The organism is Actinophytocola sp. (genome assembly GCF_036555685.1).
Classification (GTDB): domain Bacteria; phylum Actinomycetota; class Actinomycetes; order Mycobacteriales; family Pseudonocardiaceae; genus Actinophytocola.
In genome coordinates this window covers 1-25,843 of the sequence record NZ_DATBKY010000025.1, presented here as the reverse complement: position 1 = coordinate 25,843, position 25,843 = coordinate 1, and the positions used below count along the sequence as shown (strand labels likewise).

Annotated in this window: 26 protein-coding genes; 17 read left to right on the top strand and 9 right to left on the bottom strand. The window is 70.7% G+C overall.

From position 1 onward, the window contains the following. Window positions 1–59 precede the first annotated feature (59 nt). Both VH969_RS02705 and VH969_RS02700 read left to right on the top strand, forming a co-directional pair. Entirely contained in the window at window positions 60–545 is a 486-nt protein-coding gene (locus tag VH969_RS02705; RefSeq protein WP_331969766.1) for a GNAT family N-acetyltransferase, read from the top strand. A 2-nt stretch (window positions 546–547) separates the two neighbouring features. Continuing rightward, window positions 548–985 carry an RpiB/LacA/LacB family sugar-phosphate isomerase gene (locus VH969_RS02700; RefSeq protein ID WP_331969763.1) on the top strand — a complete coding sequence of 146 codons (438 nt, stop codon included), beginning with the start codon at window positions 548–550 and terminating at the stop codon, window positions 983–985. A gap of 226 nt (window positions 986–1,211) precedes the next feature. On the opposite strand, the gene VH969_RS02695 is transcribed toward VH969_RS02700, so the two are convergent. Further along, a complete protein-coding gene (locus tag VH969_RS02695) occupies window positions 1,212–2,192 on the bottom strand; it encodes an aldo/keto reductase (RefSeq protein WP_331969760.1) in 981 nt (326 codons plus the stop codon). Between the two features lie 21 nt (window positions 2,193–2,213). Continuing rightward, on the bottom strand, window positions 2,214–2,741 hold the full coding sequence (locus VH969_RS02690) for a TetR/AcrR family transcriptional regulator (RefSeq protein WP_331969834.1): 528 nt from the start codon (window positions 2,739–2,741) through the stop codon (window positions 2,214–2,216). Window positions 2,742–2,799: 58 nt separating this feature from the next. Here VH969_RS02690 and VH969_RS02685 point away from each other — a divergent pair, with 58 nt between their 5' ends. Continuing rightward, window positions 2,800–3,768 carry a DMT family transporter gene (locus VH969_RS02685; protein ID WP_331969757.1) on the top strand — a complete coding sequence of 323 codons (969 nt, stop codon included), beginning with the start codon at window positions 2,800–2,802 and terminating at the stop codon, window positions 3,766–3,768. After that, window positions 3,657–4,433, top strand: a complete 777-nt coding sequence (locus tag VH969_RS02680; protein WP_331969754.1) for a 2-keto-4-pentenoate hydratase — start codon at window positions 3,657–3,659, stop codon at window positions 4,431–4,433. The genes VH969_RS02685 and VH969_RS02680 overlap by 112 nt, the downstream gene beginning before the upstream one ends. Before the next feature lie 416 nt (window positions 4,434–4,849). Here VH969_RS02680 and VH969_RS02675 read toward each other — a convergent pair whose 3' ends face one another. Together VH969_RS02675 and VH969_RS02670 are read right to left on the bottom strand one after the other, a co-directional pair. Next, window positions 4,850–6,286, bottom strand: a complete 1,437-nt coding sequence (locus VH969_RS02675; RefSeq protein WP_331969751.1) for an alpha-amylase — start codon at window positions 6,284–6,286, stop codon at window positions 4,850–4,852. A gap of 40 nt (window positions 6,287–6,326) precedes the next feature. Beyond that, on the bottom strand, window positions 6,327–6,713 hold the full coding sequence (locus VH969_RS02670) for a pyridoxamine 5'-phosphate oxidase family protein (RefSeq protein ID WP_331969748.1): 387 nt from the start codon (window positions 6,711–6,713) through the stop codon (window positions 6,327–6,329). Window positions 6,714–7,016: 303 nt separating this feature from the next. Here VH969_RS02670 and VH969_RS02665 point away from each other — a divergent pair, with 303 nt between their 5' ends. Next, window positions 7,017–8,744 carry a sensor histidine kinase gene (locus tag VH969_RS02665; RefSeq protein WP_331969745.1) on the top strand — a complete coding sequence of 576 codons (1,728 nt, stop codon included), beginning with the start codon at window positions 7,017–7,019 and terminating at the stop codon, window positions 8,742–8,744. Between the two features lie 200 nt (window positions 8,745–8,944). Here the strand turns inward: VH969_RS02665 and VH969_RS02660 are convergent, their stop codons facing one another. After that, complete coding sequence (locus tag VH969_RS02660) at window positions 8,945–9,595, bottom strand: response regulator (RefSeq protein ID WP_331969742.1); 651 nt, start codon at window positions 9,593–9,595, stop codon at window positions 8,945–8,947. Window positions 9,596–9,738: 143 nt separating this feature from the next. Here VH969_RS02660 and ectA point away from each other — a divergent pair, with 143 nt between their 5' ends. The 6 genes from ectA (at window position 9,739) to VH969_RS02630 (ending at window position 17,003) form a co-directional block, all read left to right on the top strand. Continuing rightward, window positions 9,739–10,296 carry a diaminobutyrate acetyltransferase gene (gene ectA, locus VH969_RS02655; protein WP_331969739.1) on the top strand — a complete coding sequence of 186 codons (558 nt, stop codon included), beginning with the start codon at window positions 9,739–9,741 and terminating at the stop codon, window positions 10,294–10,296. Between the two features lie 80 nt (window positions 10,297–10,376). Further along, the gene (gene ectB, locus VH969_RS02650; protein WP_331969736.1) at window positions 10,377–11,627 is read left to right on the top strand and encodes a diaminobutyrate--2-oxoglutarate transaminase; all 1,251 of its coding nucleotides are present in this window, start codon (window positions 10,377–10,379) and stop codon (window positions 11,625–11,627) included. A 16-nt stretch (window positions 11,628–11,643) separates the two neighbouring features. Continuing rightward, window positions 11,644–12,057: an ectoine synthase gene (locus tag VH969_RS02645; RefSeq protein WP_331969732.1), complete on the top strand. Its 414-nt coding sequence runs from the start codon at window positions 11,644–11,646 to the stop codon at window positions 12,055–12,057. Further along, window positions 12,054–12,941: an ectoine hydroxylase gene (gene thpD, locus VH969_RS02640; RefSeq protein ID WP_331969728.1), complete on the top strand. Its 888-nt coding sequence runs from the start codon at window positions 12,054–12,056 to the stop codon at window positions 12,939–12,941. The genes VH969_RS02645 and thpD overlap by 4 nt, the downstream gene beginning before the upstream one ends. A gap of 655 nt (window positions 12,942–13,596) precedes the next feature. Continuing rightward, window positions 13,597–14,700, top strand: a complete 1,104-nt coding sequence (locus VH969_RS02635) for an alpha/beta hydrolase family protein (protein WP_331969726.1) — start codon at window positions 13,597–13,599, stop codon at window positions 14,698–14,700. A 116-nt stretch (window positions 14,701–14,816) separates the two neighbouring features. Then, on the top strand, window positions 14,817–17,003 hold the full coding sequence (locus tag VH969_RS02630) for an AfsR/SARP family transcriptional regulator (protein ID WP_331969724.1): 2,187 nt from the start codon (window positions 14,817–14,819) through the stop codon (window positions 17,001–17,003). A 165-nt stretch (window positions 17,004–17,168) separates the two neighbouring features. Here VH969_RS02630 and VH969_RS02625 read toward each other — a convergent pair whose 3' ends face one another. Further along, complete coding sequence (locus VH969_RS02625; RefSeq protein WP_331969721.1) at window positions 17,169–17,966, bottom strand: SGNH/GDSL hydrolase family protein; 798 nt, start codon at window positions 17,964–17,966, stop codon at window positions 17,169–17,171. A gap of 850 nt (window positions 17,967–18,816) precedes the next feature. Here VH969_RS02625 and VH969_RS02620 point away from each other — a divergent pair. The 6 genes from VH969_RS02620 to VH969_RS02595 all read left to right on the top strand — a co-directional run bounded on the left by VH969_RS02620 (window position 18,817) and on the right by VH969_RS02595 (window position 23,708). After that, entirely contained in the window at window positions 18,817–19,248 is a 432-nt protein-coding gene (locus VH969_RS02620) for a hypothetical protein (RefSeq protein ID WP_331969718.1), read from the top strand. After that, a complete protein-coding gene (locus VH969_RS02615) occupies window positions 19,245–19,745 on the top strand; it encodes a DUF3558 family protein (RefSeq protein ID WP_331969715.1) in 501 nt (166 codons plus the stop codon). Before VH969_RS02620 ends, VH969_RS02615 begins: the two co-directional genes overlap by 4 nt. Window positions 19,746–20,328: 583 nt before the next feature. Then, complete coding sequence (locus VH969_RS02610) at window positions 20,329–21,537, top strand: WXG100 family type VII secretion target (RefSeq protein WP_331969712.1); 1,209 nt, start codon at window positions 20,329–20,331, stop codon at window positions 21,535–21,537. Next, window positions 21,534–22,307: an ESX secretion-associated protein EspG gene (locus VH969_RS02605; RefSeq protein WP_331969709.1), complete on the top strand. Its 774-nt coding sequence runs from the start codon at window positions 21,534–21,536 to the stop codon at window positions 22,305–22,307. The genes VH969_RS02610 and VH969_RS02605 overlap by 4 nt, the downstream gene beginning before the upstream one ends. Window positions 22,308–22,362: 55 nt before the next feature. Continuing rightward, window positions 22,363–22,992, top strand: a complete 630-nt coding sequence (locus VH969_RS02600; RefSeq protein ID WP_331969831.1) for a DUF3159 domain-containing protein — start codon at window positions 22,363–22,365, stop codon at window positions 22,990–22,992. Continuing rightward, the gene (locus VH969_RS02595; protein ID WP_331969706.1) at window positions 22,989–23,708 is read left to right on the top strand and encodes a PP2C family protein-serine/threonine phosphatase; all 720 of its coding nucleotides are present in this window, start codon (window positions 22,989–22,991) and stop codon (window positions 23,706–23,708) included. Before VH969_RS02600 ends, VH969_RS02595 begins: the two co-directional genes overlap by 4 nt. Here VH969_RS02595 and VH969_RS02590 read toward each other — a convergent pair. The 3 genes from VH969_RS02590 to VH969_RS02580 all read right to left on the bottom strand — a co-directional run. After that, window positions 23,705–24,646, bottom strand: a complete 942-nt coding sequence (locus VH969_RS02590) for an N-acetylglucosamine kinase (protein WP_331969703.1) — start codon at window positions 24,644–24,646, stop codon at window positions 23,705–23,707. The two genes, VH969_RS02595 and VH969_RS02590, sit on opposite strands and share 4 nt — an antisense overlap. Continuing rightward, window positions 24,643–25,113, bottom strand: coding sequence for a winged helix-turn-helix transcriptional regulator (locus VH969_RS02585; RefSeq protein WP_331969700.1), 471 nt, complete (start codon window positions 25,111–25,113; stop codon window positions 24,643–24,645). The genes VH969_RS02590 and VH969_RS02585 overlap by 4 nt, the downstream gene beginning before the upstream one ends. A 32-nt stretch (window positions 25,114–25,145) precedes the next feature. After that, the coding region (locus tag VH969_RS02580; RefSeq protein WP_331969697.1) for an SIS domain-containing protein at window positions 25,146–25,843 on the bottom strand (698 nt) is incomplete at its 5' end.

The following is a 25,843-nucleotide window of genomic DNA, read 5'->3' as shown; positions in this document are numbered from 1 at the left end:
AACGCCCGATCGTGTCGCGAGGCCGGAATCCGGTTGGCGGAGCGTGACATGCTGTCCGTATGCGGATTCGCGAGGCGACCAGCGAGGACTGGGCGCAGATCTGGCCGTTCCTGCGGGACATCGTGCGAGCCGGGGACACCTATACGTGGGACCGCGATGTCACGGAGGGGCGCGCCCGCGAGCTGTGGATGTCCACGCCGCCGGCCCGCACGGTCGTCGCGGTGGACGGCGACACGGTGCTCGGCACGGCGAAGCTCGCGCGGAACCACATGGGTCCGGGTTCGCACATCGCGAACGCGAGCTTCATGGTGTCGCCGGACCACGGTGGCCGCGGGGTGGGTCGCGCGCTCGGCGGGTACGTGCTGGACCTGGCGCGGGCGGACGGCTACCGGGCGATGCAGTTCAACGCGGTGGTGGAGACGAACACGCGGGCGGTCGCCCTGTGGCAGTCGCTGGGCTTCGAGATCATCGCGACGCTGCCGGAGGGCTTCGAGCACCCCGCGAAGGGGTTCGTCGGGCTGCACATCATGTACCGGAAACTGTAGGTATGAGGATTTCGGTAGCTGCGGACGAGCGGGTCGGCGTGGCGGAGGCGATCGTGGCGGAGCTGCGCAGCCGGGGCCACGACCCACTACCGCACGGCGCCCTGAACGACGACGAACGCGACGACTGGGCGTGGGCGAGCGAGAGCGCGGCCCGCGACGTCGCCGAGGGCCGCGCGGACCAGGCGATCGTCGCGTGCTGGACCGGCACCGGCGCGTCCATCGCGGCGAACAAGGTGCCGGGCGTGCGGGCCGCGCTGTGTGCGGACGCGGAGACCGCGCGGGGCGCCCGCCGCTGGAACGACGCCAACGTCCTGGCGTTGTCGTTGCGCCTGACCAGCCAGCCCCTGCTGACGGAGATCCTGGACGGCTGGTTCGCGGGCGAGCCATCGTCGGAGGCCGAGGACGTGGCGAACTTCCGTCACGTGGACGACATTCGCTGACGCCGGTTGTCCACAGCCCGGCTTCCCAGAGCCGCTTCTGCCGGCCCCAGCTTCTAGGCTGGTGATCGGGGGGCCCGCGGCCGCCGTCAGACGGTCATGCCCTTGAGCGCCCAGCTCAGCGGCTTGGTTGGCGCGGCAAGGCCCACGTTCGGGGCTGTGGATCGCATCGCGCTCGGGGTGACTGTCCGGCTGCGTGTTTCGGAGGGGCTTCCGTGGCCACCTCACCTCAGTGCTTCGGGGTGACCTCGTGCGGGCGGTAGGGCGCCTCCAGCCTCGACCGCTCCTCGTCGGTCAGCTTCAGCTCCGTGGCCGCCACCGCGTCGTCGACGTGGTGCGGCTTCGTCGCGCCGATGATCGGGGCCGTGACCGCCGGGTTGCCCAGCAGCCACGCCAGCGCGACCTGCGCCGCCGGCACCCCGCGCTCCGCCGCCACGGCGCGCACCGCGTCCACGACGTCGAAGTCGTCCTCCGAGTACAGCGTCTCCGCGAACCGGTCGTTGCTCGCCCGCGTCGTGCTCCGCACGCCGCCCCGCTCCCGGTTGCCGGCCAGCATGCCGCGCGCCAGCGGGCTCCACGGCACGACGCCCACGCCCTCGTCGAGACACAGCGGGATCATCTCCCGCTCCTCCTCGCGGTACAGCAGGTTGTAGTAGTTCTGCATCGACACGAACTGGGTCCAGCCGTGCGCCCGCGCCGTGTGCTGCGCCTTCGAGAACCGCCACGCCGGCATCGTCGACGCGCCGACGTACCGCGCCTTTCCCGCCCGCACCACGTCGTCCAGCACCTGCATCGTCTCCTCGACCGGGGTGTCCACGTCCCACCGGTGGATCTGGTACAGGTCCACGTGGTCGGTGCCCAGCCGGCGCAGCGACGCGTCGATCGCCGACATGACGTGCTTGCGCGACAGGCCGCGATCGTTCGGGCCCGGGCCCATCGGGTTGTACACCTTGGTTGCGAGGACGTAATCGTCGCGATTGGAGAACAATCGGCTGAGCAGGCGGCCGGTGATCTCCTCGGTCAGACCCGCCGAGTACATGTCCGCCGTGTCGAAGAAGTTGATTCCCGACTCGACCGCGCGCCGCACGATCGGCTCGCCTTGTTCCTCGGTGAGGTACCACTTTCGGTGCTGCGGGTCGCCGAAGCTCAGCGTGCCGAGGCACACCGGCGACACCTTCAGCCCGGACCTGCCAAGCCGCACGTAATCCACGTGCCGTTTATACCGGGGTGATCACGCTCGTTGCATGGCATCGCCGAGCAGCGAGCGCATCGCCGTCCGCGCGTTGTCCATCGCGTCCGCCTGGCCGCCGACCGATCGCGCGATGATCGCGCCCTCGTGGATCAGGTGCAGCTGCGCGCCGAGCCCGGGTGCGAGCTCCTCGTACAGCGACCGCGTCCACTGCTTCTCCGCGCGCACGACCGCGATCGCCGGGTGGTCGGCGCGGCCGATCTCCGCGTGGGCGTTGACGAACGCGCACCCGCACGTGTTGTCAGCGAGCCACGACTCGAGCGCGCCGAGCGCCTCGACCGGCTCTCGCCCGTGCTCGGCCAGCCACGCCTCGACGAACGCGCGCCACCGCTCGAACCGGCGCTGCAGGTACATGGCGACGAGCGCGTCCTTCGAGCCGAACTGGTCGTACAGAGTCTTCTTCGTGGTGCCGGCGACCTCGGCGATCAGGTCGACGCCGACCGCGTGGATGCCGCGGGTGTAGAACAGCTCGCTCGCGGCCGCCAGTAGCCGCTGCGCGGCCGGGGTCATCGTCGTCACGGTCGCACCTCCACTGACAGTATACCGACCGGTGTGTTTACCTGTTGGCATGACAGGACTCGTGGCCGCTGCGGGCCTGGTCGTGATGTGGAGCTCGGGCTTCGTCGGCGCGCGGCTCGGTACCGCCGAGGCACCTGCCGACACCCTGCTGGCCTGGCGTTACGTCGTCGCGGTGGCGATCCTGCTCGCGATCATGGTGGTGCGCCGGCCGCGGTGGCGGCGGGCCGACCTGCCCCGGCAGGTGGTGCTCGGCCTGCTCTGCCAGAGCCTCTACCTGGCCGGCGTCGTGACCGGCGTCGGCCTCGGCGTGCCGGCCGGCGTGGCCGCGCTGATCGCGGTGCTGCAGCCGCTGGTCGTCGGCGCACTGTCGGGGCCGGTGCTCGGGGAGCTGGTTCGCGTGCGGCAGTGGCTCGGGCTCGGCGCCGGGGTCGGTGGCGTCGGCCTGGTAGTCGCGGGCGACGCGGCCGGGGGCGGTCCGCCGCTCGGGTACGCGCTGGTCGCGGGCGGCATGCTGGCCCTGTCGACCGGCACGCTGCTGGAGCGCCGCTGGCGGCTCGCGACGCCGCTTTTCGACTCGCTGACGATCCACTGCCTGGTGTCGGCGGCCGCGTTCGTCGTGCCGGCGGCGGTCGCCGGCCGGCTCGCGCCGCCGGGCACCGCGGGTTTCTGGTGCGCGGTCGCGTGGGTGGTCGTGCTGTCGACGTTCGGCGGATACGGTTGCTACCTGCTCGCGCTGCGGAGGTTCGGCGCGACCGGGGCCAGCACCTTGCTGTACCTGACGCCGCCCACGACGATGCTGTGGGCGCTGCTGATGTTCGGCGAGCGGGTCGGTTGGTCCGGCCTCGCCGGCATGGTGGTGTGCGCGGGCTCGGTCTGGCTGGTGCTGTCGGCGAAACGGGAGGCCACGTGGATCCGCGGGAGAGGGCGAAGCGGCTCTACGAGGCGCGCCGCAACCGCGTTCCCGTCCAGCCGCTCACCGACGCCGACCCGAGCCTCGGCGCCGACGAGGGTTACCTGATCCAGCAGGAACTGGTGAAGCTGCTGCTCGCGGACGGCGACCGGATCGTCGGGCACAAGGTGGGCCTGACGTCCAAGCCGATGCAGCGGATGATCGGCATGGACTCGCCGGACTTCGCGCCGGTCTTCGAGTCCACTGTGTACTCCGACGGCGCGGAGATCTCGGCGAGCGCGTTCATCCAGCCCAAGATCGAGGCGGAGATCGTGTTCGTGATGGGTTCGCGGCTGCGAGGCCCCGGCGTCACCGCCGAGGACGCCCGCGCCGCGGTGGCCGGGGTCGGCGCGTCCGTGGAGATCGTCGACTCCCGCATCGTGGACTGGAAGATCCGCCTCGCGGACACGATCGCGGACCTTGCGTCGAGCGGCGCCGTGGCGCGGTCCTCGCGGCTGGTATCGCTGTCCGAAGTGGACACCAGGCTCGTCGGCATGGTCATGAGCCGCGACGGCGAGCTCGTCGACACCGGCGCGGGCGCGGCGGCGCTCGGCGACCCGGTCAACGTGGTCGCGTGGCTCGCGAACACGCTGGGGGAGCGCGGCGTCGCCCTCGAACCGGGTCACCTGATCATGACGGGCGCACTGCACGCCGCGGTCCCGATGTCCCCGGGCGAGACCTATCTTGCGGAGTTCGACCGTCTCGGTTCGATCACTGTCCACGTGGTCGCGTAGGAGTTGTCCACAACGGTTCGAGTTGTCCACAGAACCCGCTTGACCACGCCTTTTGTCAGGGGTCCCCGGTAGACTGGCATGTGAGGGCGGCCCCCGGGACAGGGTGGGGCTTTCGGTTCCTGCGTTCCACACGCGCGCGCACGCGTCGTTCGCACGCGTCCACACACGTGGGTGCGCATCAGTCCTCATGCGTCCGAGCCCTCGTGCGACCCGGCCTTCGCCGGCTCGGACCTCCGGCGACCCAGCCCCATGCGGTGCCCTCAACTCGGTGCTTGGCCTAGGCCTCGTCGATCGCGCTTGGACGAGGTCATGGCGCTGCTGACCGCGACGGCGCAGGGCGCGCTGCAGGGCGGCTGGAGCGCGGACCTGCGGGACCGGACGCTCGGCGTGATCTTCGCCGGTCTCCGCCCGTAGAGCTACGACCGCGCGCCCGTGTGGATCGCCAGCATGCTGTTCGCGTTGACGGTCACGGCGACGCGGCCGTCCGTGCCCACCTGCACCGTCGGGCAGCCCGCGCCCGGGTCGCCCGCGGCCACGTCGCAGTAGGTGCCGGCCGGCAGGCTCGTCTGGAACGTCTGCGACAGCGCGCCACCCGATCGGTTGAACACCACGAAACCCTTGTCCCCACGGCCAAACGCGAGCTGGTCGCCGCCGTTGGTCCACCAGTTCGTCACCGGCGTGCCCCACGCCTCGTTGCGGAAGCCGACCATGTTCGCGGTCGTCCGCCAGCGGTGCTCGCACTCCCAGCCGTTCCCGCAGGACACCGGCGACGTGTGGCCGGACGCGTCGGCCGGCGGCCCCTGGTCCGCGCCGCCGAACGAGAAGCTCGACATCACCTGCGCGTGCCCGTACGGCCACGCCAGCATGAACGCCTCGGCGAGCGCATACGTCGAACCGTCCTTGTAGGTGAGCACCGGCTTGCCGTTGCGCTGCGTGTCGTGGTTGTCGATGAACGCGATCGCGTCGTCGCTGCCCAGCAACATCGAGTCCGCCACCGCCGCGGCCTGCGGCAGGTTGGCGTTGCGGAACGCCGCGCTCACGGTGTCGCCGTAACGGAACTCCGTGACATCACCGGTTCCGGTGTACTCCGTCGGGCTGATCTCGCCGGGGCCGCCCTCGATGACCTCCTGGTAGATGTACGGGTTTCCGTTCAGCATCCCGAAAATCGCGGAAAGGTCACCCACCGGCACGTGCTTGGCCGCGTCCACGCGGAAGCCGTCCACGCCGAGCGAGATCAGGTCGTTCAGGTACCCGGCGAGCTTCTCCCGCACGTACTGCGACTCGGTCTTCAGGTCGGACAGGTCGACGAGCTCGCAGTTCTGGACCTCCCACCGGTCGCCCCAGTTCACGATGTCGTCGTTGCCGTTGCGTCCGCAGTGGTGGAAGTCGCCGTCGCCGTAGGGCACCGCAGGGTAGCCGTACTGCGAGAACGTCGACCCGCCGCTGCCCGGCCCGGTCGACGCGCCGCCCGCCATGTGGTTGACCACCGCGTCGACGTAGATCTTCACGCCGGCCGCGTGGCACGTCCGCACCATCGACGCGAACGCCGCCCGGTCGCCGCGCCGCGAGTTCAGCTGGTAGCTCACCGGCTGGTAGTCCTGCCACCACGGAAAGCCTTGCACGACAACGTGTTCCTGCGGCGGTGACACCTGCACGGCGGCGAAGCCCTTGGGGCCCAGCACGTTCTGGCACTCCGACGCCACCGACTCCCACGGCCACTCGAAGAGGTGCACGATCACGTCGGTCGCCGGCGCGGCACGCACCACGGGCGCGGCGGACGGCGACGATGTGGCGACCACGGTGGCCACGACCGCGGTGACGGCGGCCAGAGCGGCCATAGCCTGACGACGCATGCGTCGGAACGTAACGCGCCGCGGCCGCGAGCCGTAACCGTCAAACGGCGGTAGTCGGCACCAGCCGGTATCCGGTGACGATCTCGGGGTAGATCCGGATCGTCTCCACGCCATCGGCGTCGACGAGCGGGACGAGCAGCTTCTCGTAGGCGGCGAGCTCCTCCGGGTCGAGCACGCGCCGCGCGACGCCCGTGACGGTCACCGTCCAGCCGCCGTGCCCGTCGTCGCCGAGGTGGTCCGCCTGGTACGCCACCACGGATCCGGCGCACTCGGCGCCGACATGCGTGCGCACCACGACCATGCCGTTGTCCACCACGTGCCGCACCGGCACGGTCGCCGGCAGCGCGCGCACGGTGTAGACGATCCGGCCGATCGGCACCTGGTCCAGCAGCTTGAGGGATTCCGGACGCGACAGCTCTGCCAGCATCAGTGGCTCCCTGTGCAACCGGTCACCTCCCTCATCGGATCCCCGTGCCACGTGAGCTGGACCGGGGAGGCGGTAAGCGCACCAGGGCTCAGGTACACCGTGCCAGTCGCGGCGCTTCGCCCTTGCGTTACGCGATCGGGCGGGTGCCGGCCAACCGTACCGCCACGTATGTTGGTCAATTTGTGACGCTCCGGAGTTGTCGTAACGCAGTGTGGCGATGTGCCGATAGGGCGGGTACTGGAGGATTACCCTTTCCGCTGGTGGCGGTTGAAGCCGCCGTTCCCTGAACAGTCGGGGTCGCCCATGACGGAGCAGCAGGCTGGGTCGTCAGCTCGCGAGCGCGCGGGTGCGCAGCCGGACGGGTTGATCCTGGACGGCCTGCTCGGCGACCTGCAGAACCGGCTGGCTGAGATCGTTCGCACCCGCGACCGTCTGCAGGGCCTGCTCGACGCGGTCGTCGCGGTCGGCGCCGGCCTCGAGCTCGAGGGCACGCTCAACCGGATCGTGCGAACCGCGGTGGAGCTCGTCGACGCCCGTTACGGCGCGCTCGGCGTGCTGGGCGCGGACGAGCTCGAGCGGCTCGCCGAGTTCGTGCACGTCGGTGTGGACGACGAGACCCGCGCGTCGATGGGCGACCTGCCCGAGGGGCGCGGCCTGCTCGGCGTACTGATCGAGAACCCGGAGCCCCTCCGCGTCGCGGACCTCACCGAGCACCCCGCCTCGGTCGGCTTCCCGCCGAACCACCCGCCGATGCGCAGCTTCCTCGGCGCGCCCATTCGTGTCCGGGACGAGATTTTCGGGAACCTCTACCTGACCGAGAAGCGCGGCTCGGGCGAGTTCACCGCCGACGACGAGGTGGCCCTGCAGACCCTGGCCGCGGCGGCCGGCGTCGCGATCGAGAACGCGCGCCTGTTCGAGGAGTCCCGGCAGCGCGAGCAGTGGCTCGAGGCCTCGCGCGAGGTCAACGCGCTGCTGCTCGGCGGCGCGTCGAGCCAGGACGCGCTGGACATGATCGCGGCGAAGACGCGTGAGCTGTCCAGGTCGGACTGCGCGCTGATCCTGCTGGCGGACCCGACCGGGCACGTGATGGCCCGGGCCGGCGCCGGCGAGCGTGGTCCGGAGCTCGCGGGCGTGCGGATCAACGCGGCCGAGCCGATGGTGGCCGGCGTGTTCCGGAGCCGGACGTCGGAGATCATCGCGAACCTGACGGCCGTGGTGCCGCCCGGCTGGGCCCCGGGCGCCGACTTCGGGCCGGCGGTGGCGGTGCCGTTCGGGGCGGGCGACGTAGTGCGCGGCGTGCTGCTGGTGATGCGGGAGAAGGGCGCGGCGCAGTTCGTCGCGAACGAGGTGCCGCTGCTGGCGTCGTTCGCGGACCAGGCGGCGTTCGCGATGGAGCTGGCGGAGAAGCACCGGGCGCAGCGGCAGCTCGACGTGCTCGCCGACCGCGACCGGATCGCGGGTGACCTGCACGATCACGTCATCCAGCGCCTGTTCGCGACTGGAATGAGCCTGCAGGGCACGGTCGGGCGGATCGCCGACGCGCAGGTGCGCACGCGGGTCTCGCGCGCGGTGGAGCAGCTCGACGAGACGGTGCGTGAGATCCGCACGTCGATCTTCGACCTGCACACCGGCGGCGTCGAGATGGAGTCGAGCCTGCGCCGGCAGCTGCTCGACACGGTCGACGAGCTGTCGGCGAACCTGCCCGTGTCCCCTTCGGTGCGGATCTCCGGCGCGATCGACACCCTGGTGAGCGAGGAGCTGGCGGCGCATGCGACCGCCGTGCTGCGCGAGGCGGTCAGCAACGCGGTGCGGCACTCGGGGGCGAGCTCGATCGTGGTCACGGTCGAGGCGGACGCGGACCTGGTGATCGACGTGGCGAACGACGGCGCCGGCATCCCGCCGGGCGCGGCCGGCTGGGGCCTGCTCGAGATCGACCGCCACGCGTCCGAGCTGGGCGGCTCGCTGGTGGTGGCCCCGGTCCCGGAGGGCGGCACAAGGCTGACCTGGCGAGTCCCGCTGACCGCGACCTGACGGTCTGCCGAACCGCCCGACTCGTCGAGCCGAACCTGAAGAGCGCCCGAAACCGCGCGCGCACACGCGCGTGCAGAAGGCAAGAAACGAACGCCCCACCCTGTCCCGGGGGCCGCCCTCACATGCCAGTCTACCGGGGGCCCCCGACGAAAAGGGCTGGTCAGCGGGTTCTGTGGATAAGTGTGACGGTTGTGGACAGGTCAGGCTTCCGTCGGCTTGCGCGACTTGAGCTCCGCCGCCAGGACGGCGGCCTGCGTGCGGCGCTGCATGCCCAGCTTCGCCAGCAGGTGGGAGACGTAGTTCTTGACGGTCTTCTCGGCGAGGAACAGGCGCTCGGCGATCTGCCGGTTCGTCATGCCCTCGCCGATCAGGTCGAACACCGCGCGCTCCTGCTCGGTCAGGTCCGCGAGCGGGCCCGCTCCGTCGCGGCCGCGGCGCAGGCGTTTCATCAGCGCCTCGGTCGTGCGGCCGTCGAGCAGCGAGCCGCCGTCGCCGACCGTGCGGATCGCGCTGATCAGGTCGTTGCCGAGGACCTCCTTCAGCACGAAGCCGGACGCGCCGGCCATGATCGCGTTGAGCAGGGCCTCGTCGTCGGAGTACGAGGTGAGGATCAGGCAGCGCAGCTTGGGCAGCTGCGAGCGCAGGTCACGGCACAGTTCCACACCGTTGCCGTCGGGCATCCGCACGTCGAGGACGGCCACGTCGGCGCCGCTCGTGGGGATGCGGGTCGTGGCTTCGGCGACCGAAGCCGCCTCGCCGACGATCTGGAGATCCGGGTGGTCCTCGAAGAGATCGGCGATCCCACGCCGGACGATCTCGTGGTCGTCAACCAGGAAGATCTTAATGGCCACCCGGCTATATACCACGATTCTGGTTGTGATCGCAACAAATATGCGAGGGTTGTCACACGGTATATTCCGAACCCGCAGGTGATCCGCCCCCGCTGACCTGCTCGTTCTGAGCGCCGGAAAATTCTCTGTTACGTTCCTTTGGTATGTCCGGAAAGCACGCCAACCGTGCCAACGGTGACATACGGGGGCCGTCGGAGCGAGAGATCAACAAGCCGTCCATTGAGGACGGAGGGGCAATCTGGCGAATCGCGCGCGATTCCGGGAAGCTCGACCTCAACTCCTCATACGCGTACCTCATGTGGTGCCACGATTTCGCCGACACATCACTCGTCGCCCGGGTCGGCGACGAGGTCGTCGGCTTCGTGATCGGATACCGCAGGCCTGTCGCACCCGACACCGTCGTTGTGTGGCAGATCGCGGTGGATGGTTCCCAGCGCGGCCGGGGCACGGCCGGCGCGCTACTGGATGCCCTGGTCAGCCGCCTCGCCGACGAGGGTGTGCGGTACATGGAGACCACGATCACCCCTGACAACGCCCCGTCCAACGCGCTGTTCGCCTCGCTCGCGAAGCGCTGGTCGGCCGGCATGGACCAAGCGGGCACCTTCGACGCCGGCGACTTCCCGGACGAGCACGAGTCCGAGGTGCGCTTCCGCATCGGACCGTTCGTCAAGGAGCCCGACATCAGATCGATGTCCGCCTAGACCCCATTCCGATTAATGGACGTTTGCCGTGGATGCGAAAGCGCATCCATTCGGCATGTCCCTTGCGTTTGAGGAGAAGTGTGAACGTTTTCGAGACTGTCGAGTCCGAAGTCCGCAGCTACTGCCGAAGTTGGCCGGTCGTCTTCGACCGCGCCACCGGCTCGTGGCTGTACCGCGAGGACGGCACGCCGTACCTCGACTTCTTCGCCGGAGCGGGCGCGCTCAACTACGGCCACAACAACCCGGTGCTCAAGCAGGCGCTGATCGACTACATCCAGCGCGACGGCGTCACCCACGCGCTCGACATGCAGACCGTCGCGAAGCGTGACTTCCTCGAGACTTTCACCGACGTGGTCATGAAGCCACGCGGTCTGGACTACAAGATCATGTTCCCCGGCCCGGCCGGCGCGAACGCGGTCGAGGCGGCCCTCAAGCTCGCGCGCAAGGTCACCGGCCGCGAGTCGATCATCAACTTCACGAACGCCTTCCACGGCATGACGCTCGGTGCGCTGTCGGTCACCGGCAACTCGATGAAGCGCGGTGGCGCCGGCATCCCGCTCGTGCACGCCACGCCCATGCCGTACGACAACTACCTCGACGGCAAGGTCGAGGACTTCCTGTGGTTCGAGCGGCTGCTCGAGGACAGCGGCTCCGGGCTCAACGAGCCGGCCGCGGTGATCGTCGAGACCGTGCAGGGCGAGGGCGGCATCAACGTCGCCCGGGACGAGTGGCTGCGTGGCCTAGCCGACCTGTGCAAGCGCCACGACATGCTGCTGATCGTCGACGACGTGCAGATGGGCTGTGGCCGCACGGGCCCGTTCTTCAGCTTCGAGTCGGCCGGCATCACCCCGGACATCGTGTGCCTGTCGAAGTCGATCGGCGGCTACGGCATGCCGCTCGCGCTCACGCTGCTGCGCCCCGACCTCGACATCTGGGAGCCCGGCGAGCACAACGGCACGTTCCGTGGCATCAACCCAGCGTTCGTCGCGTCTACCGAGGCGCTGCGCACGTACTGGACCGACGACAAGCTCGAGAAGAGCACGCTCGCGAAGGGGGAGCAGGTCGGCCGCGTGATGGACAACCTCGTCGAGTCGATGCCGGGCACGCCGATGCTCTCGAAGGGCCGCGGCCTCGCCCGTGGCCTCGGGTTCGAGACGGGGGAGCTCGCCTCGAAGGTGTGCCGCGCCGCGTTCGAGCGTGGCCTGCTGATGGAGACGTCGGGTCCGGAGGGCGAGGTCGCGAAGGTGATGCCGCCGCTCACCGTCACCGACGACGAACTCGCCGACGGCCTGGACCGGCTCGTCGCCGCAGTGCACGAAGTCTGCTCGTAGGAAGAGGGGGACTGACATGTTCGTCAGAGCCGTGGAGGAGCTGGACGACACCGACCGCGACATCAAGACACCCAACTGGCGCAGCAAGCGGCTCGTGCTCGCCAAGGAGGGCGTCGGGTTCTCCGTGCACGAGACGACGCTGTACGCGGGCACGGTCAACGACTTCTGGTACGCCAACCACATCGAGGCCGTGTTCGTCGTCGAGGGCGAGGGTGAGCTGCTGGACAAGGAGACCGGTACGACCTACCAGCTCAAGCCGGGCAGCCTCTACCTGCTCGACAAGCACGACCACCATCAGCTTCGGCCGCGGACCGACATGCGGACCGTGTGCGTTTTCAACCCTCCGGTGACCGGCCGCGAGGTCCATGACGAGAACGGCGTCTACCCGCTGATCTCCGAAGAACCCGAGATGGAGGAGACGAGCGCATGACGCTCACCGACACCGGGACCGCCGACCCGTATCCCACGAGGATGTCCGGCGACCCGGAGCTGCTCGAACGCATCGAGCCGACGGTGTGGACGACCGGCGCGGCGGGTCCGATCGACCCGGCCACCCTGGCCGCACACGACCATCGGGGCTACTCGATCCACCACGACCTGCTGAGCCCGCTCGAGGTCCAGGCGTACTGCCAGGAGCTCGACCGGCTCGCGACGGACGCGTCGACCGCCGGCGTCATCACCGAGGACGGCGAGGTCCGCACGATTTTCGGGGTGCACCGGCTGTCACCGCTGGTCGCCGAGCTGGTGCGGGACCCGCGGATCCTCGATCGCGCCCGGCAGATCCTCGGCTCGGAGGTGTACGTGCACCAGAGCCGGGCGACGTACCTCGCCGCGTTCGAGGGGCGCGGGCATTACTGGCACTCGGACTTCGAGACGTGGCACGCCGAGGACGGCATGCCGGTGCCGCGGGCGGTCAGCATGTCGATAGCGCTGACCGATCACCACCCGTTCAACGGCGGGTTGATGATGATGCCGGGTTCGCACCGGATGTTCGTGCCGTGCGCGGGTGGCACGCCGCCGGAGCACTACCGCACGCCGCTGGCCGACAACGAGATCGGCGTGCCGAGCACGGAGCACCTGACGAGCCTCGCGAGCGCGTACGGCATCGAGCAGTTCACCGCCCCGGCCGGCTCGGCCCTGATGTTCGACGCGAACCTGATGCACGGCTCGGGCAACAACATCACCCCGTTCCCGCGGTCGCACATCTATCTCGTGTTCAACAGCGTGGAGAACACCCTGGTGAAGCCCTACGCGGGCACCCCACCTCGTCCGGCTCACGTGGCGGCGCGTGACTTCACGCCACTGACCCGCTAGCAATCAGGAACAACCGGCCGGTGCCACTCGCCCGGCCGGTTGTTCACGCCTGATTTCTGTCGGCCTCCCCGAATAGAATGGAAATCGGGGGCACCCCGGACCGATTGAATGGACCGTTCAATCGGCCGAGTTGTCCACAGGAAGCTCGCCGCAGCCCGGGTCTGTCGGCCCCATCGGGTAGCGTCGAAACCGGGGGGCCCGCGTGGCCCGGACGTGTCGTCCACTGGCGCTGCTCGTCCACCTGTCTGGGCATGGAAACGGTCGGCCACGCGTACAACATGATGGGCTCTGACGTGCCCGAACGCCGACGGCAGGGATTGTCAGACCCTCGTGCATGGGCTTGATAACGGGGGCCGTTGAGCTATCCACAACCTCGCCGCGCAACGCCCGAAATTGTCAGACCCCAGCCATCCAGGTTCGCGCCACGAAGCCACTCGTCACGGAAATGACGGAAATGTCAGTGCGCGCGCGTAGGTTCGAAACCGGGGGCCGCTCAGTTATCCACAGGACAACCGCCGCCGGACCGAAATTGTCGGACCAGCCGCCTAGGCTGGTGATCGGGGCCGGAGGCCGCACCCCGATCAGGGACGAATCCGGGAACACTCAGGGATCCATCCGGATGGCCCGCCGCCCGCCCACCGGCAGAGTAAGCCGTATGCGCAGCCTCATCGTCGCGGCCATGACCGCCGCACTCGTGTTCACGCCGCTGGCGGCCGCCGGCGCGGCACCCGCGGAATCCACAGTGGATCTTGCGTTGCCGAAGCCGACCGGGCCGGCCGCCGTCGGCCGCACCACCCTCGCCCTCGTCGACCGCAGCAGACCGGACCCGTGGGTGCCGGACGCGGGCCCACGCCGGCTCATGGTCACGATGTTCTACCCAGCCGTCCCGCACACGGGCACCCGAGCGTCCTACATGGACATCGACGAGGCGAACGCGCTCGTCGACTTCGGCGGCTTCGGCGACCAGCTCCCCGGCAACCGCCTCGCCGCCGCCCGCACCTGGTCGCGCACCGACGCCCGACCGCTCAAGGGCCGTCACCCGCTCGTCCTGCTCTCGCCCGGCTTCACCGTCCCGCGCCACACCCTCACCGGGCTCGCCGAGGACCTCGCCTCCCACGGCTACCTCGTCGCCGCCGTCGACCACGCCTACGAGTCCGTCGCCGCGAAGTTCCCCGGCGGCGTGCTGCCGTGCGCCGCGTGCGACCTGCCCGACCAGATCGGCATCGCGCCCATCGCGATCAACCGCGGCAAGGACCTGAAGTTCGTGCTCGACCAGGTGACCCGCACCTGGCCGGTCAGCCGCGTCGCCGCGGTCGGCCACTCGATGGGCGGCGACGCGGCCGCGACCACTATGCGCGCCGACCACCGCGTACGAGCCGGCGTCAACCTCGACGGGCCCATGCTGCCGGCCGAGTCCGTCGGCAACCGGCCCTTCCTCCTGCTCGGCAGCACCGGCGACCACGCCACCGGCGGCACGTTCGACCCGTCGTGGGACGAGGTCTGGCCGCACCTCGCCGGCTGGAAGCGCTGGCTGACCGTCGACGGCGCGGACCACTACTCGTTCACCGACCTGGACCTGCTCGTCCAGCAGGCCGGCATCGAGGAGCCGTTCGAGCTCGACCCGGCACGCGGTGTCCAGCTCACCCGGACCTACGTGCGCGCGTTCCTCGACCGGCACCTGCGCGGCCTGCCGCGACCGGTGCTCGACGGACCGGTCGCCGCTTACCCGGAGATCACTTTCCAACAGGAAACGCATTAGGCCATATGGCGGACCGGCGCCCGTCGGAGATCGCGTTCCCGGCGGGTTTGCCCGTACCTTGTCCCCATACAACCGGGCTGGAGGGCACGCCCGGGTGTCACTGGGGGTGGTGACCCGTGGCCGACGACAACGGCTCACGAGCCGCCGCGGAAGCCGCCGGGCTGCGATTCTGCCTGCTCGGACCGGTTCAGGTGCTCGTTCACGGCCGCAACGTGCCGATCGGCGGGCCCGGCATGCGCGGCGTCCTCGCGATGTTGCTGCTCGAGCCGAACCAGGTCGTGCCGCTGGACCGGATCGTCGACGTGATGTGGTCGCACGAACCGCCGTCGAGCGCGCGGACGATGGTGCAGGGCTACGTGTCCCGGCTGCGGCAGCGGCTCGCGGCGGTCGACGTGGGCGGTGACGACGGCGAGGTGCGGATCGCGACCGCGCCGCCCGGTTACCGGATCGAAGTGGACGAGGCGTTGATCGACGTCACGGTCGCGCGCTCGCTGCTGGCCGAGGCGCGGGGCACGGCCGCGGTGCGCCGAGCCGAGCTGCTGCGGCAGGCCCAGGCGCTGTGGCGGGGCACCGAGCTCGCCGACCTCGGCGGCCGGCTGACCGCACCGGAGCTGACGGAGCTGCGCCTCGCGGTGCTAGAGGCGCGGTTCGACGCCGATCTGGAGCTCGGCCGGCACCAGGAGATCATCGGTGAGCTGACGCAGCTGGTCGACGAGCAGCCGTTCCGTGAACGGCTCGTCGGTCAGCTCGTGCTCGCGCTGTACCGCTCGGGGCGCCGGGCGACCGCGCTCGCCGCATACCAGCGGTTCGCACACCGCGCCGCCGACGAGCTCGGCATGGATCCCGGCCCGCAGCTGCGCGGCCTGCACCTGCGGGTGCTGCGCGACGACACGACGCTGCTCGAACCGTCGCCGGAGCCCGTGGTCTCGCCGCGCATCGGCGTGCTGGTCCCCGCGCAGCTGCCGCGCGCGCCGTCCGGGTTCGCCGGTCGCGAGGACGAGCTGGCGTGGCTCGCCGATCTGCTGCCCGCCGGAAGCGCCGAGTCGCGCGTCGAGGCGGCGCTCGCGGTGCTCGCGGGTCCCGCCGGTGTCGGCAAGACCGCGCTCGCGGTGCTCTGGGCGCACCGCGTCGCCGACCGGTTCCCGGACGGGCAGCTGTTCGCGAGCCTGCGCGGGTTCGACCCGCAGCACGCGCCGTTGGCCGCGGCCGACGTGCTCACGCAGTTCCTGCTCGCGCTCGGCGTCAGCGTCGAGGACGTGCCGGAACAGCTCGACGACCGCGCGGCGCTCTACCGCTCGATCCTCGCCGACCGCCGGGTGCTGGTCGTGCTCGACGACGCGCGGGACTCCGAGCAGATCCACCCCTTGCTGCCGGCCGGTTCGTCGTCGCTCGCGGTCGTGACGACGCGGGTGCGGCTGGACGCGCTCGTGGCAAGGACCGGCGCGCGGATGCAGGTGCTCGGCACGCTCGCGGCGTCCGCGGCGGAGCAGCTGCTCGAGCACATGGCCGGCACCCCGGCGCAGGGCCGGGACCGCGAGCTTCGCCGGCGGCTCGCCCGGCTGTGCGGGCACCTGCCGCTGGCATTGCGGATCGCGGGCGCGCGGCTGGCCGGTGGTCCACAGTGGTCGGTCGCGGACGTCGTCGCGGAGCTGGCCGACGAGCGCGGCCGGCTGTCCGCGCTGGACCTCGAGGACGCGGACACGAGCGTGCGCGCGGCACTCGACGTGACCTTCCGGAGCCTGCGGTCCGAGCACGCGGAAACCGTGCGGCTGCTGGGGCTGTTCCCGGGCGCGATGATCGGGCCGTACCCGGTCGCGGCGCTGTGCGGGATCGACGTCGAGCAGGCGAAACGCAGGCTGCGGACGCTGGCTGCGTCTTTCGTGGTGACCGAGACGAGCCCGGACGTCTTCGTGATGCATGACCTCGTCCGGCTGCACGCCCACGAACGGGCCGAACAAGAGATGTCCGAAGTGGACAAGGCGGCGGCGCTGGCCCGGCTGCGGCACTACTACCTGGTAGGCGCGGATCTGGCGAAGCGCCAGCTGCGGGCGGGAAACACGGGCGAGCCGTCAGCCCTTGAGGAATTCCCGGACGCGCCGCGGGCGCGGATGTCGTCGCCGGCGGATGCGGTCGACTGGATCGACCATGAGTGGGCGAACCTGCTCGCGGTGGTCGAGTCCGGCCAGGAAACGGGGCAGGATCAGGAGATCGTCCGGCTGGCCCGGGTGGCGAGCGAGTTCACCGAGGGCACGCGGGCGCTCGGCCCGGTGGTGGTCGGCCGAGCGGTGCGCATGGTCGTTTAGCGAACGTTTAGCGGCGTGGCGCCGCCGGGTGAAAGGCTGCGCGCGGTGCTCGACGTCCCGGAGCCTGAATCGAGCGCCGGGGCGGCACTACCAACGTGGGGGTGTGCTGCCCAGCGAACCGGCCGGCGCGGAGGGGGACCGTGCCGGCCGGTTATCGCTTCTTTACTAAGCAGTTGCCGCGTGGCCGTTTCCGGTGCTCTGGTCGGCCAACGGCTGCAGCTCCGGTCGTTTGGGGACCAGTCCGTCGCCCATGGACTTGCCGCGTAGTTGCCTGCGTACCCAGGGCAACAGGTGAGCGCGGGTCCACGCGAGATCGGCCTGGCGCGACCGGATCCACGGCGTGGGTGCGACCGGCGGCCACGGCTCGCGCCAGTCCTCGATCACCGGTAAACCGAGGACTTCCGCGGTACGCAAGGCGATCCGGCGGTGGCCCTCGGGGGAGAAGTGGAGGCGGTCGTCGCTCCAGGCTCGGATGTCGACGAGGACGGGCATGGCCCAGAGGTCGACGATCTTGGCCCCGTGCCGGTCGGCGATCGCGCGCAGGTGGCCGTTGTAGATGGCGACCTTGCCGCGGACGCGGCGCACGACGGGCTGCTTCCTCGGGTCGGGCCCGGTGAACACGACCACTTCGCATCCCGTTTGTCTCAACGCGATAACGGCTTGCTCGAAGACGTCGGCGAGCTCGTCGACGTCGCTGCCGGGGACGATGAGGTCGTTGCCCCCGCCGCAGATGGTGACGAGGTCGGGCCTGACCTGTTCGACGATCGGGATCTGCTCGTCGACGATCTCGCGGAGCATCTTGCCGCGGAGGGCCAGGTTGGCGTACTGGAAGTCGGGATCGCGGTCCGCGAGGAGCTGCGCGAGCCGGTCGGCCCATCCCACGTAGGTCCCGTCCGGCGCGAGGTCGCTCAGTCCCTCGGTGAAGCTGTCCCCGATGGCCACCCAACTAGACAACCTTGGCACGGCCGCCTCCCCTCCCGCTGTCCCCGATCCCTCAAGCCCTCAGAATGCCGTGCGGCGTCCGACCTACGCCACCGTCGGTTAGCGATGCTCGACTTCCGCTTTCGGACCGTAGCCGCGCGGCGTTGTACACAACGTTCAACAGTGGCACTTCATGGTTCGATCCGCGTCCCATTTTTGTGCCGCACTTGGGACCTTCGTGACCACTCAGTGACCTGTCCTGTGTGGACCGATAGGGACGAACGCACACAATCCGCTCTGACGGCACACTTGTAGGCTGCGGACTGTCACCGTTCGATCACCGAGGGAACTTTGGTTCGCCGCGCCTTCACGACCTCGCGCTTGGGGGAGCTGTGTGCTGGCTGGCCGCAAGCGCCTTTGCCGTGGCGTCCCGCACGACCACCGAGGCCGGCAGCCCGAAAGCTGCTGGTCCGGACATCGCGAGGCCACAGTCGAGGACCGTCTTGGAAGACATGGAGCCGTGCGACCTGCTGTCCGAAGACGATCTCGCTCGGTTCGGGGTCTCCGAGGGTGACGACGCGGACTTCGGCGACTCGCCCGGGTGTGACTGGAGCAGATCCGGAGAGGGTGCCGGACCGATCCCGACCATGGTCGGCACTCACCACGCAATCCCGGTAGAGGAGCAGGGCGACGCCGACGGCAGGTGCGCGATCCTGGTTGTCGTCACGGACACGTCGTACGTCGACATCTCGACGACAGCGAGCGGTGGCGGCGACACGGCCAAGGCTTTGCCGCAAAGCGAGCGAGGTGGCGGAGCTCATCGAGCCAAAGCTGCCATAGCGCGGCCGACTATGCTGCAGAATGTCACCAGCCGATCACCGAGGGGGACACGGTGTACATCGACCCGAACGCAGAGCCGCCCAGCGTCGAGAACCCCGCGTCGACGACCGTGGGCGGCATCGGCTCCTCACTGAGTGATCTGGAGGCCGCCGCGAACAGCGGCGCCCTCCGAGTTGACCCGGACACCGGGGACGCGACCATCCGCGCGCTGACCGAAGTCGAGCACTCGGTCGAGCTCTATTGGCGGCGCCTTGCCAACACCATGGCGAGCGGAACGCGGCTTGGCGGTGGCTACGCACAGCAGATCGACCAGTTCAATCACGAGTGGACTGCGAGCGGACCGGACTCGGCGATGCAGATCATGTCGAAGTACGTCGCCGAGCTCAGGCGGCTCAAGGAGGCCGTTCGCAAGTCCATGGCGACCTACCAGCACACCGACGCCGAGAATGCCCAGCGGGTGACAGACGCCGGAGAACGTCGGTGAGGTTGCGCGCAACAGTCGTCGTGGCTGCTGCTCTGCTGGCTGGCTGCACCACCAGCGAGGCCGGCGTGCCGAGTCCTGCCGAGCACAATGAGTCCACGGCCTCGTCCCAGGAGCCGGTATCGCTCGGCGATCTGAAACCCTGCGAGCTGCTTTCCTCAGGTGATCGGCAAGAGATCGGCTTGGTGGAGGGCCTGGAGCTCGACGCCGACACCTGTGACTGGAGCCTGGAGTCGAGCAGTAGCGGCGTTTCGCTCGACCTGTACCCGGAAGCGGGCATCGACTCCGTGCCGGAGCGGGGATCGCCCGTGGATCTTGGTACGAACTACGACGCGTACGAGCTCAAGGCGCCGGGTGGTGGCGAGGGTGCCTGCGTGATCATGCTGGACATCTCCGAGAACTCGTACTTGATGCTCACTGCCACGAGCGGGACCGACACGGAAGCCGCGTGCGAGCTCGCAGCCAAGGTGGCCGAACGTGTCGACGCCTCGTTGTCGTGACTGCCACGAGGCTGAGGGCGGGTATAGCTGTCGCGTTGGCTGCTCTGGTGGTGTCCGGTTGTACGACCGGTGAGACGGGCGTGCCGCGACCCGCGGAGTCCGCTGCTCTCGGGAGATGACCTGCACGAGCTCGGCCTGCAAAAGGAATCGAGTTCAGCGCGCAGGCCTCTGACTGGAGGCTGCAAACGAGCAGCGCCGGGGTCTTGCTCGACCTTTATCCCGAGTCAGGGCCGGACTCCTCCCTGATCAAGGTACGCCGCTGGACCTCGGCATCACGCTCGACGCGTACCAGCTCCAGGCGCTTCAGGGTGACGAGGGTTCCTGCCTCGTGATGCTGGACGTCTCCGCGGAGTCCTACGTCATGCTGACCGCGACCAGCGGGACCGACACCGACGCCGCCTGTCAGTTGGCCTCGGACGCGGCGGAGCGGGTCGATCGCAAGTTGTCGTGAGCCCGACCGGGTGAATGTCGGTCGAACCGGGTTTCGCCGAGGTGTGCCTCGGTATGCTGCTTAGCGTTATCTGCTGGTTACGGAACGATTCGCGGAGTGGATTCGATGGCTGGGGGTCGGCGAGTTCCACCGGTGAGTGTGAATCACGCGGCCATTGATCACGCACAGCTCAAGCAGTGGACCGACGACGCGGACCCTTCCAAGTCGCAGTCGTTCGCGGACGATTGGACGGGCGTCGGCGCGATCATGACCGATGCTGCTGAGTCGTTGAAGCGGGCGGCCATGGGGACCGAGGCCGGGTGGACCGGGGAGGCCGCCGACGCCATGCGGGTGCGGCTCGGGCAGATCGCCGCCTGGAGTGGGGGGACTGGGGCGCAGATCTCGGCGGCCAGTCAGTCCATCGCGCAGCAGAGTGAGGCCGCCGACGCGGCTCGGCGTGCCATGCCGGAGCCCGTCTCGTACAACCCCGGCGACATCATTCGTGACGCGCCCGGCAACGGCTTGCTCGCGCTCGTCGCCTTGCCGGACCTCATCTACCAACGCTACGAGCAGAGCAACGCCGCCCACGAGGAGGCCGTGCGCGTCGTTTCCGAGCGGGACAACACCATGAACGACGCCGCCGGGCGGGTTGCGCTCTTCCAGGCACCGCCTCGGCTCGACGGGTCCGATCACAGGGACGATGACCGGGACGACGACGGTTCCCGCGACGGTTCCCGTGACGGATCCGACGGGGATCCCAAAGACGGCGATCCCGGGCCCGGTGGGGAAAGCGCCCCTCGGCGGGCGGCGCCTGGTGCCGGGCACGTGCCTACCGGGGGCAGTGAGCCTGGCGGATCCGCGCCGGGCGGTGTGTCGCCGGCAGCCTCCAGCGGGGACCCCGGGACCACGACGCCTGAGTCGTTCGCGCCGAGGGAGCCGGTCGCGGCGGGCAGCGGGAACGTCGCGCCGCACGCGGCGCCGCCGGGGCCTGGTTTCGTGCCCGGGTTCGGGCCGGTTGGCGGGGGCGGGCTGGGCGGATCCGGAGAACTGGGCGGGTCCGGTGGCGGCTCGCGTGGGGTCGGCGCTGGAGCCGGGCCGCGCGGAGGCGGGGGTGCGCTGGGAGCCGGCCCCGGAGCAGGTAAGGCGGTGCCCGGCTCAGCCACGGCTGCTGAGGCTGCCGCGGCGCGCGGTGCGGGACGGGGCGGTCCGACGGGTGGCATGCCCGTGGGCGGCGGCCGGCGGGATGAGGACGACGCCGAGCACCAGCGGCCCGAGTTCCTCCAGGAGCCGGACCCCGAAGGCATCTTCGACAGCGACGTGCTCACCGCGCCGTCGGTCATCGGCGGGCCGGACGACGAATGACCGTCGAGCTCTCGCTCGCCGCGCTCGACACGCTCTGGGAGGACCTGCGGCTCGGGCGGATTCCGTTCCCCCTCGAGGTGCGCAACCACGGTGACACGCGAGACGTCCGCGCGGGCATCAAGGCGGCCGTCTACGCCGACCTCGCGCGTCGCGGGCTCGCACGGGACGGGCGGCCGGACGACGGGCTCGTCGAGGATCTGCGGCTGCTGGCCGACCCGGCGGTCGGCGTCGACCTGATCGCCTTGCTCGACATGGCCGACTCCCAGCCGGTCAAGGCGCTCGCGGCCATGCGCGGGCGGCACGGACTGGTTGTCGTGCAAGGGAAGCTCACCGTCCGGCTGACGCGGATGCGCGACACGCTGGCGGTCGGCGCCCTCGTCGAGCTGCTGCCGGCCACGCGGGCAGGAGCGGGGAACTCGATCACGCAGACAGCGAAGGCCCTGCGTGCGGACCCGAAGCTGCACCGCCGGGCGCAGCCGGGAGGCGTGCTGCGCAAGGTCGCGCCGGTGGGCGCGGCGGACACCGGGCTGCGTGCCATCGCGGCGATCATGGAGAAGCCGGTGCTGCGGGCGGGCCAGCTCGGCGTCGTCCGTGCCGACGAGGACGGCAAGCGGCGGCGGCTGACCGGCATCGCCTGGTTCGACACGGACGACGGCCGCTACGCGACGACCATGACCCGCGGGCGCGACGGCGAGGACTGGGTGACGTTGTGGCCCGCGGACAACGCGCGCCTGACCCACCGCCTGGCGGAGATCATCGCCGGGAGCTGAGCCCGGCGGCCGGGCAAGGACGACGTCGGGCAGGCTGGGCATCGTGTCCGACCGGATGGCCGACGTCCCGCTGCGTGAGCTGCTCGGCGGGCGGCGCGGCGCGCTCGACGCGTCCATCCCGCCGGCCGTGTTCGTGATCGGCTGGCTCCTGTCCGGCCAGTCGATCGGCTGGGGCGCGCTCGCCGCGGTCGTGGCCGGCGCGGTGGCCGGCGGGGTCCGGCTCCGCCGCGGTGGCCGCGTCACGGCCGCCCTCGCGAGCGTCGCCGCGGTGGCCGCCGGCTCGCTCATCGCCCTCTACACCGGCCGCGCGCAGGACTTCTTCCTCGTCCAGCTGCTGTCCAATGTGGCCAGTGCGCTCGCGTGGGCGGTCAGCATCCTCATCCGCTGGCCGCTGCTAGGCGTGGTCGTCGGCTTCGTGATCGGGCAGCGGACCCGCTGGCGCCACGACCCCGACCTCCTGCGCGCGTACGGCCGGGCGAGCTGGGTCTGGGTGGGCCAGTACACGCTGCGAGTGCTCGTGTTCGGGCTGTTGTGGTGGTCCGGCTGGGTGCTCGCGCTCGGTGTCACCCGCATCGCGCTCAGTTGGCCGCTCGTCGCGCTCACGCTCGCTGCCAGCGCGTTCGTCCTGCGGCGTGAAATTCCCCGGGACCATCCGGGCCTCCGGCACCCTAGGATGCGGACGTGATTGGGTTAACTGGGGCAGTCGGTAGCGAGATCGGTCGCCGTTACCGGGCGAACTTCGACGTCGCGCATCTCGATCTCGACCCGCTTCTCGCCGTCGTCGCGGACGGCATGGGCGACAGCGAGGGCAGCGCGCTGGCCGGCCGGACCACGGTGGAGACGTTCGTCGAGGGGGTCGGCTCCGCGCGGGGGAAGATCGGGCCGGAGACGCTCCGCGAGGCGGTCGCCGCCGCGCAGGACCAGGTCGCCGAGCTCGGCCGGCACGACGTCGGCCTGGCCGGCTGCACGCTGACCGCGCTGCTCGAGGGCGAGGACTCGGCGCTCTGGGTCGTGCAGATGGGCGACTCCCGCGTCTACCGCTTCCGGGACGACCTGCTCGAACTGCTGACCGTCGACCACACGATGGCCTGGCTCGGCGTGGCCCACGGGCTCTACGCGCTCGACTCGCCGCAGGCCCGCAACGCGCGCTACAACCTGACCCGCTACGTCGGGCACGCCGCGCGGCCCGAGCCGGACGTGCTCAGCATCGTGCCCGCGCCCGCCGACGTGTACCTGCTGTGCAGCGACGGCGTTGCCGAGCAGGTGCCCTACCCGCGCATCCGGGAGATCCTGCGCATGCAGATCGACCCGACCGCGATGGTCGAGCGCATGCTCGCCGCCGCGGACGTCGCCGGCGGCCAGGACAACGCGACCGCGATCGTCCTCAAGATCCCGTTCTAGGACGCGCCCGGCCTGGGCGCCCCGGGATCGACCTGGAGGGCGGCCAGCCAGGCCGCGCCGATCGTGCCGTCGGCGGCGAACTCCACGGGCACCGGCGTGTACGCGGCGAGCGCCCGGCGCAGTGCCACGCCGACCGGGCTCGCCGGGCCGACCACGCTGCCGGCCAGCACGATCGGGGTGCGCTCGTCGGCGGTCCGGGCGTCCATCGCCAGCCGGGCCAGCAGCTCCGCCGCCTCCTCGACGATGCGGGCCGCAACCGGGTCGGTCGCCGCGTACTCGCTGACGGTCTCGGCGAAGCGGGCCAGCCGGATCGGCGGCTCCGCGTTCGCGGCCGTGATCAGCCGGTTCGCGAGGCGGGCACGTCCGGCCTCGGTGCGTCCGGGCAACGACGCCCGCAGCACCTCCTCGCCGAGCGGCGACGGCGCCTCGCCGGTCTGCAAGCGACGCAAGGTCACCCGCACCGCCTCGCGGCCCATCCAGTACGCCGAGCCCTCGTCGCCGAGCATCCAGCCCAGGCCGCCGACCCAGGAGACCAGCTGGCGGCCCACGATGCGTGCCGCGATCGAGCCGGTGCCGCCGATCAGCACCACGCCGTCCGGCTCCGCGGTGCCCGAGGCGAACGCCACCTCGGCGTCGCTCACGATCTCGATCTCGCAGCCGACGCCGACCTGCCGCAGCGTCGAGACGTAGGTCTCGACCACCTCCGGGTCGGTGAACTTGCTGACGCCGGCCATACCCAGCACGCAGGCCAGCACCTCGCCGCCGCCCGCGATCGCGTCGCGGACGGCCTCGGCCACCCGCTTGCCCGCGATCTCCGGTGGGTGCGAGTTCGGGTTGCCGCCGCCGGCCGACCCGCGCCCGACGACCGTGCCGTCCAGCCGCAGCGCGAGCGCGCGGGTGGACGTGGCCCCGGCGTCGACACCCACAACGCAACTCACGCCAGATCCTCCACAGTGGACAGGCCGGGGCCGGGCTCGAAGGTCACCCGGTCCGCCTCGAGCGCGCCGCCGCAGTGCGGGCAGCGCACGTCGGCGCTGGTGTGGTTGTCGCAGTCGAGGTGGCGCAGCAGCGAGGGCGGTCCGGCGCCGTCGTCGAGCCAGGTGTCGCCCCACCGGATGATCGCGGCGAGCGCGGGGAAGAAGTCGCGGCCCATGTCGGTCAGGGGATACTCGTAGCGCGCGGGCCGGTCCTGGTAGCGCACGCGGGCGAGCAGGCCGGCACCGGTCAGCCGGTCGAGCCGCTCGGTGAGCGTGTTGCGGGCGATGCCCAGCGAGGCCTGGAACTTGTCGAACCTGCGGACCCCTTGGTAGGCGTCGCGGAGCACGAGCAACGTCCACTGGTCGCCCAGCAGGTCCATCGTTCTTGCGACGGAACACGGCCAGCGGGCGAACGAGGTCCTTCGCACCTCGGAGAGTGTAGGGGTCCAGACGCGCTCGGTCACCGGGTTCGGGTGACCTTGGACAGACCGCGCGGCTGGTCGGGGTCGCCGCCGCGGGCCAGCGCCAGCTCGAGCGCCAGCCGCTGCAGCGGCAGGACCTCGAGGATCGGCGCCACCTCCTCGGCCGTCTCGAGCACCTCGATCCGCGCGGAGGCGGCCACGTCGCCAGCCGCCGAGCCGACCGCGAGCACGTCCGCGCCCCGCTCGCGCACGGCGGCCACGACGTCGCGCATGGCCTCGCCGCCCCGACCCTTGCTGGTCACCGCGACCACACCGGTGCCGGAGTCGATCGCCGCGACCGGGCCGTGCAGCAGGTCCGCACCGCTGTACGCGCGGGCGCCGAGGTAGCTGGTCTCGGCCAGCTTGAGCGCCGCCTCGGCCGCGGTCGCCGAGGAGTAGCCACGGCCGGTGGTCACCACGCGCTCGACGTTCCGGTACCGGTCGCACGCCGCCGACACCGCGTCCGCCGATTCCGCGAGCGTCCGCGTGGCCAGCTCGCCGATGTCCGCGACGGCCTCGCCCGAACCGCCACGCGCGGCGTCGACCAGCAAGTACGTGGTGAGCAGCGTCGCGGTGTAGGTCTTGGTGGCGGCGACCGCGAGCTCGTCGCCGGCGCCGATCGACACCGAGTGCTCGGCCGTCTCCGCGAGCGGCGAGCCCGGCGTGTTCGTCACCGCGACCGTCAGGGGGGCGCGGG